This window comes from Pseudomonas sp. G5001 (genome assembly GCF_013385475.1).
In the GTDB taxonomy this organism is placed as follows: domain Bacteria; phylum Pseudomonadota; class Gammaproteobacteria; order Pseudomonadales; family Pseudomonadaceae; genus Aquipseudomonas.
The window spans coordinates 192,637-199,064 of the sequence record NZ_JACAPZ010000049.1 but is presented as its reverse complement, the minus strand read 5'-3'; the positions used below and the strand labels follow the sequence as shown (position 1 = coordinate 199,064).

Annotated in this window: 6 protein-coding genes; all 6 read right to left on the bottom strand. The window is 57.0% G+C overall.

Annotation, left to right across the window (positions count from 1 at the left end):
* Positions 1-145: 145 nt before the first annotated feature.
* The 6 genes from msrQ to HX805_RS30235 all read right to left on the bottom strand — a co-directional run bounded on the left by msrQ (position 146) and on the right by HX805_RS30235 (position 6,130).
* Positions 146-766 (bottom strand): protein-methionine-sulfoxide reductase heme-binding subunit MsrQ, encoded by a 621-nt coding sequence (gene msrQ, locus HX805_RS30260; protein WP_177081387.1) that lies wholly within the window; start codon positions 764-766, stop codon positions 146-148.
* Positions 766-1,779: a protein-methionine-sulfoxide reductase catalytic subunit MsrP gene (gene msrP / locus HX805_RS30255; protein ID WP_003212121.1), complete on the bottom strand. Its 1,014-nt coding sequence runs from the start codon at positions 1,777-1,779 to the stop codon at positions 766-768. Before msrP ends, msrQ begins: the two co-directional genes overlap by 1 nt.
* Before the next feature lie 63 nt (positions 1,780-1,842).
* A complete protein-coding gene (pssA, locus tag HX805_RS30250) occupies positions 1,843-2,700 on the bottom strand; it encodes a CDP-diacylglycerol--serine O-phosphatidyltransferase (protein ID WP_003212123.1) in 858 nt (285 codons plus the stop codon).
* Positions 2,701-2,844: 144 nt separating this feature from the next.
* On the bottom strand, positions 2,845-3,861 hold the full coding sequence (gene ilvC / locus HX805_RS30245) for a ketol-acid reductoisomerase (RefSeq protein ID WP_003212125.1): 1,017 nt from the start codon (positions 3,859-3,861) through the stop codon (positions 2,845-2,847).
* Positions 3,862-3,911: 50 nt separating this feature from the next.
* A complete protein-coding gene (gene ilvN / locus HX805_RS30240) occupies positions 3,912-4,403 on the bottom strand; it encodes an acetolactate synthase small subunit (RefSeq protein WP_003176102.1) in 492 nt (163 codons plus the stop codon).
* Positions 4,404-4,405: 2 nt separating this feature from the next.
* A complete protein-coding gene (locus tag HX805_RS30235) occupies positions 4,406-6,130 on the bottom strand; it encodes an acetolactate synthase 3 large subunit (RefSeq protein WP_008436892.1) in 1,725 nt (574 codons plus the stop codon).
* Positions 6,131-6,428: the final 298 nt, after the last annotated feature.

Genomic DNA, 6,428 nt, shown 5'->3' with positions numbered 1-6,428 from the left:
TACTAACTCCTTCTGGGCTTCGATGATCTGAAGCCACTCGCTGTCGAAACCTACATAACTCTTTGTTTACCAAGGAGTTTTCCGTTTCGACTGCGCCGGAAGTGGGGCGAATTATAGACTTCCAGAATCTGCCGTCAAGGGTTAATTACGCTTTTGTTGCAGAAGATGGTTTTTTAGCAATAAGACGGGGAATTCGGCGCATCACCGGCGGTATACGCAGGACCAGAAACAGCGCCCCTATAGATGCATAGATAGCCCACTCCTTGAGATCTGCCCGCACGATCCACAGCATATGCAGCAAACCAAGCCCGAGAATCACGTAAACCAAACGATGCAGTTTCTTCCAGCGCACACCAAGGCGACGCTGGCTGTATCGGTTGGAGGTGACTGCCAGCACCAATAGAGAAAGGAATCCCAAGGTACCCACAATAATGTAAGGCCGCTTCCGTAGCTCAACCCCCAACTGCGACCAATCCAACCCAAGGATAAACACGCAGTAAGCAGCAAGATGCAAAACCACATAGGCAAAGCACCACAATCCCAGTTGCCGTCGCACGGCGATCCACCCCGCCCAACCACTGAGCTTCTGCAACGGTGTCATACCCAGGGTTATTAACAACAGAATCAAGGTGCCAAGCCCGAGCCGATCCATCAGCACCTTGCCCGGGTCAGGTCCCAGCGCAAAGCTCCAGGCCTCGTACAGCCAGAACAGCGGCCACACCGCCGCTGCTATAAAGACGCCGATGCGCCAGATCGGATAGCGCATCAATAGTTCTTCCGCAGATCGAGGCCCGTATAAAGAGAAGCGACTTCATCGGCGTAGCCGTTGAACATTTGTGTCTCACGCACATTGGGACTGAACAGCCCGCTGGGCAACCGCCGCTCCCGCGCCTGGGTCCAACGCGGATGGTCGACGGTAGGATTCACATTTGCGTAAAACCCATACTCACTCGCGGCAATACTTTGCCAGGTGGTTTTCGGCTGCTCGCTGACCAGGCTGATGCGCACGATCGACTTGACGCTCTTGAATCCGTACTTCCACGGCACCACCAACCGCAACGGCGCGCCGTTCTGGTTCGGCAGCTCCCGCCCATACATGCCCACCGCAAGGATCGCCAGGGGATTCATCGCCTCATCCAATCGCAGCCCTTCTACATAAGGCCAGTCGATCAAGGCGAAGTTGGACCGCTGCCCCGGCATGCTCTTGGGGTCCTGCAGGGTTTCAAAACGAATGTACTTGGCGTTCGAGGTCGGCTCGACGTGCTTGAGCAGTTCCGATATAGGGAACCCTATCCACGGAATGACCATCGACCAGGCCTCTACACAGCGCAGTCGATAGATTCGCTCTTCCAACTGATAGGGCTTCATGAAGTCTTCAAGCGCATAGCGCCCAGGTTTGGCGACCTCACCATCTATCACCACACTCCACGGCTCAGTCTTCAGAGACCCGGCATTGGCTGCAGGGTCGCCCTTATCCGTACCGAACTCATAGAAGTTGTTGTAGTGGGTTGCGTCCTTGAAAGGGGTGATGGCCTCGTCCTTGACGGTAATCGCCTGCCATTTGGTACCCGGGAGCTTTTCGGCAAACCAGCCAGGTGCATTGCCCGGCTCGACATCGGCATAACGTGCCGCATCATCCGCACTGGCCCAACGCGGCAGGCTGCTGGCAGCCAGGCCGGCAAGCGCACCACCGAGCAAGCTGCGGCGAGAGAAATAGAGGGATTCAGGCGTGACGTCCGATTCTTGGCAATCAGACGCTTTGGGAAACTTGATTAACATGGCAACTCCGCAGCTTTGGAGGACAGATGCACCAATAGACTGCGGAGTATGGGGGAAATTACATTAAGGCAACGTTTTGCGCTGACGAAGATGCAGAAGGTACTGCACCGGGCCGGACGCGGCATACACAAGGAAAGCCAGCAGCAGGATTCGTGGCGGATCACTGAAGACCACGGCAAACACCAGCACCACTGCCAGGATAGCCACAAACGGCACACGCCCTTTGAGATCCAGCTCCTTGAAGCTGTTGTACTTGATATTGCTGACCATCAGCATGCCGGCCGCCGCAACCATCAAGGCCACCAGGAACGACATCTTGGAACCCTGGATACCGTAGTCGCTGAATGCCCAGACAATACCGGCTACCACACCCGCCGCAGCCGGACTGGCCAGGCCAATGAAGTAGCGCTTGTCGGCAGTCCCCACCTGGGTATTAAAGCGCGCCAGACGCAATGCCGCGCCCGCCACATAGATGAAGGCAACCATCCAGCCAACCTTGCCCATATCACCCAGCGCCCAGGCAAATGCGAGCAACGCCGGCGCCACACCGAAGGCAACCATGTCCGACAGCGAGTCATACTCGGCGCCAAAGGCACTCTGGGTGTTGGTCATCCGCGCAACCCGGCCATCCAGGCCATCAAGGACCATGGCGACGAAGATCGCTATCGCGGCAAAACCAAAGTACTTGCTGGCCCCGGCCGCATCGCCGGCCGCCAACGCACTCTGGGCACTCATGGAATTGATGATGGAGTAGAACCCCGCGAACAGGTTCGCAGTGGTGAACAGATTGGGCAGAAGATAGATGCCACGATGCCGGACTTTACGGCCTTCAGCATCGTGCCCTTCTTCGACATGTTCATCGATCGGTAGCAGGCTTTCGGCGTCAGAGGCCTGGTTTGGCTCTTCGGGACGTTCGCTCATGGACTTTACCTTGCAACGGTGTGAAAAATTTCGACAGAAACTTGCGGCGAGTGTTCGCCCGCAAACGATGCAGCTTTATACCAGAACCTGCCCCGCAAACGAAAAAACGCGGCCTAAGCCGCGTTTTCCCTTGATCCGTACGACTTAGTTTTTGGCTTTGTCGACGATCTTGTTGGCACCGATCCACGGCATCATGGAGCGCAGTTGCTCGCCGATGATCTCGATACCGTGAGCGGCGTTGTTACGACGCTTGGCGGTCATCGAAGGGTAGCCGGTTGCACCTTCGCTGATGAACATTTTGGCGTATTCGCCGTCCTGAATACGTTTCAGGGCGTTGCGCATGGCCTGACGGGACTCGGCGTTGATCACTTCCGGGCCAGTCACGTACTCGCCGTATTCGGCGTTGTTGGAGATCGAGTAGTTCATGTTGGCGATACCGCCTTCGTACATGAGGTCAACGATCAGCTTCAGTTCGTGCAGGCATTCGAAGTAGGCCATTTCTGGCGCGTAGCCAGCTTCAACCAGGGTTTCGAAACCGGCTTTGACCAGCTCAACGGTACCGCCGCACAGAACGGCTTGTTCGCCGAACAGGTCGGTTTCAGTCTCGTCCTTGAAGGTGGTTTCGATGATGCCGGTACGACCGCCACCCACGCCAGCAGCGTAGGACAGTGCGACGTTCTTGGCGTTGCCCGAGGCGTCCTGGTAGATCGCGATCAGGTCAGGGATACCGCCGCCTTTGACGAACTCGGAGCGCACGGTGTGGCCCGGTGCTTTCGGCGCGATCATGATCACGTCGAGGTCGGCGCGCGGCACAACCTGGTTGTAGTGGATCGCGAAGCCGTGGGAGAAGGCCAGGGTGGCGCCCTTCTTGATGTTCGGCTCGATTTCGTTCTTGTACAGCGCGGACTGGAACTCGTCCGGGGTCAGGATCATGACCAGGTCGGCAGCAGCAACAGCAGAAGCAACGTCAGTCACTTTCAGGCCGTGGGCTTCAGCCTTGGCAACAGTGGCCGAGCCTTTGCGCAGGCCAACGGTCACGTCAACGCCGGAATCTTTCAGGTTGCACGCTTGGGCGTGGCCCTGGGAACCGTAGCCGATGATGGCGACTTTTTTGCCCTGGATGATCGACAGGTCACAATCTTTATCGTAATAAACTTTCATGAGGTTCCTCTATATATCCAGGCCGTTTAAGGCCATTCGCTAAATTTGAGTTAGATGCTGAGTACTTTGTCGCCACGAGCAATCCCGGTGACGCCACTGCGTACAGTTTCCAGAATCGAGGCCGTCCCGATCGACTGGATGAAGCTGTCCAGCTTGTCGCTTGTACCGGTCAGTTGAACGGTATAAACGCTGGCGCTCACATCGACGATCTGCCCGCGATAAATGTCGGTAGTGCGCTTGATCTCGGCCCGTTGTGCACCCGTAGCCTTGACCTTGACCAGCATCAGCTCACGCTCGATGTGGGCACTTTCCGACAAGTCGACCAGCTTGACCACTTCGATCAGCTTGTTGAGGTTCTTGGTGATCTGCTCGATCACCTCATCATGGCCAACGGTGGTCAGCGTCAGACGCGACAAGGTCGGGTCTTCGGTCGGCGCCACGGTCAGGCTTTCGATGTTGTAGTTGCGTTGCGAAAACAGTCCGACCACACGTGACAGAGCGCCCGGTTCGTTCTCCAGAAGCAGGGAGATAATGTGCCGCATGATTAGGTACGCTCCGTCTTGTTCAGCCACATATCGCGCATGGAGCCGTCTTTGATCTGCATCGGGTAGACGTGCTCGCTGGTGTCGACCTGAATATCGAGGAACACCAGGCGGTCCTTCATGGCGAACGCCTCTTCCATCATCGGCTTCAAATCCTTCAGATCGGTGATGCGCATGCCGACATGGCCATAGGCTTCAACCAATTTGACGAAGTCAGGCAGAGACTCCATGTAGGAATGGGAGTGACGGCTGCCGTAGCTCATGTCCTGCCACTGGCGAACCATGCCCAGTACACCGTTGTTCAGGCAGACGATCTTCACCGGCAAGCCATATTGCAGGCAGGTCGACAGTTCCTGGATGTTCATCTGGATACTGCCTTCGCCGGTGACGCACGCAACGTCAGTATCCGGAAAGCTCAGCTTCACACCCATGGCCGCAGGGAAACCAAAGCCCATCGTGCCCAGGCCACCGGAGTTGATCCAGCGGTTAGGCTTGTCGAACTTGTAGTACTGCGCCGCGAACATCTGGTGCTGGCCCACATCGGAGGTCACAAAGGCATCGCCCTTGGTCACTTCGCACAGGGTTTCGATCACGGTCTGTGGCTTGATGACGCTGCCATCACCCTTGTCGTAAGGGAACAGGCCGCGATCACCGCGCCACTCGTCGATCTGCTTCCACCAGCTGGCAACGGAATCCTTGTTCGGGGCTTCGCCGATTTCCTTCAGCGCAGCGACCATTTCGGTCAGCACGCTTTCCACAGGACCAACGATAGGCACGTCGGCCTTGATGGTCTTGGAGATGGATGCCGGGTCGATATCGATGTGGATGATCTTGGCATTCGGGCAGAACTTGCTCGCGCCATTGATCACCCGGTCATCGAACCGCGCACCGACGGCGAGGATCACGTCAGCATGGTGCATGGCCAGGTTGGCGGTGTAGCTGCCGTGCATGCCGAGCATGCCGACGAACTGACGGTCCGAACCCGGGAACGCGCCAAGGCCCATCAAGGTGTTGGTGACTGGCAGGTTGAGCAGCTTCGCCAGTTCGGTCAGCGGTGCAGAACCGCCGCCCAGAATCACCCCACCACCCGAGTAGAGCACCGGACGCTTGGCCGCCAACAGCATTTCTGCCGCCTTGCGGATTTGCCCCGAGTGCCCGCGAACGGCCGGGCTGTAGGAACGCAGCTTGGCTTTCTTCGGGAAGATGTATTCGAATTTTTCCGCCGGGTTGGTCATGTCTTTCGGGATATCGACCACTACAGGACCCGGGCGACCGGACTGTGCGAGGTAGAACGCCTTCTTCATGACTTCCGGGATTTCCGAGGCATGCTTGATCATGAAGCTGTGTTTCACGATCGGCCGGGAAATACCGATCATGTCGGTTTCCTGGAATGCATCGGTACCGACCATGGTGCTCGCCACCTGGCCGGAAATGATCACCATCGGGATGGAGTCCATATAGGCCGTCGCGATGCCGGTAATGGCATTGGTCGCGCCAGGGCCGGAAGTCACCAGTACCACACCGGCTTTACCGGTGGCACGGGCGTAACCGTCAGCCATATGGGTAGCAGCTTGTTCGTGGCGAACCAGGATGTGGGTAACAGCCGGTTCCTTGAACAGTGCGTCGTAGACATGCAGCAGAGCACCACCTGGGTACCCGTAGATATAGTCGACGCCTTCGTCACGCAAAAAGCGGACGAGCATCTCACCGCCAGATAAAAGCTCCACGTTGTTCACCTCTAAAACGCCAGAATACCGTCCGTTAAAAACCGACGGGTCTTAATAGGTTTACTTCTCAGCAGAGCATGAGCGACGGTGGTCGCCGACTACGTCAGCACTGACTGAGCAAGTATTGGGAGCGTCCCAAGTGTTGCGGGATTTTCCCACCCAGCGCGAGGTAACGCGTTGCGGGTGTAACAGGTCGGCGCGGGTGTGCGCCTCATGATCTGCTGAGTGGGTCTGCTTCTGGCAGTCCCTCTACAGCGGACTTTGGATTCTTCTGTTTCAGCCCCTCCAAGTCAAGCAA

Excerpts from the sequence above, each read along its gene's own strand:
- msrQ (WP_177081387.1), bottom strand. The coding sequence starts at position 766 with ATGCGCTATCCGATCTGGCGCATCGGCGTCTTTATAGCAGCGGCGGTG.
- msrP (WP_003212121.1), bottom strand. The coding sequence starts at position 1,779 with ATGTTAATCAAGTTTCCCAAAGCGTCTGATTGCCAAGAATCGGACGTC.
- pssA (WP_003212123.1), bottom strand. The coding sequence starts at position 2,700 with ATGAGCGAACGTCCCGAAGAGCCAAACCAGGCCTCTGACGCCGAAAGC.
- ilvC (WP_003212125.1), bottom strand. The coding sequence starts at position 3,861 with ATGAAAGTTTATTACGATAAAGATTGTGACCTGTCGATCATCCAGGGC.
- ilvN (WP_003176102.1), bottom strand. The coding sequence starts at position 4,403 with ATGCGGCACATTATCTCCCTGCTTCTGGAGAACGAACCGGGCGCTCTG.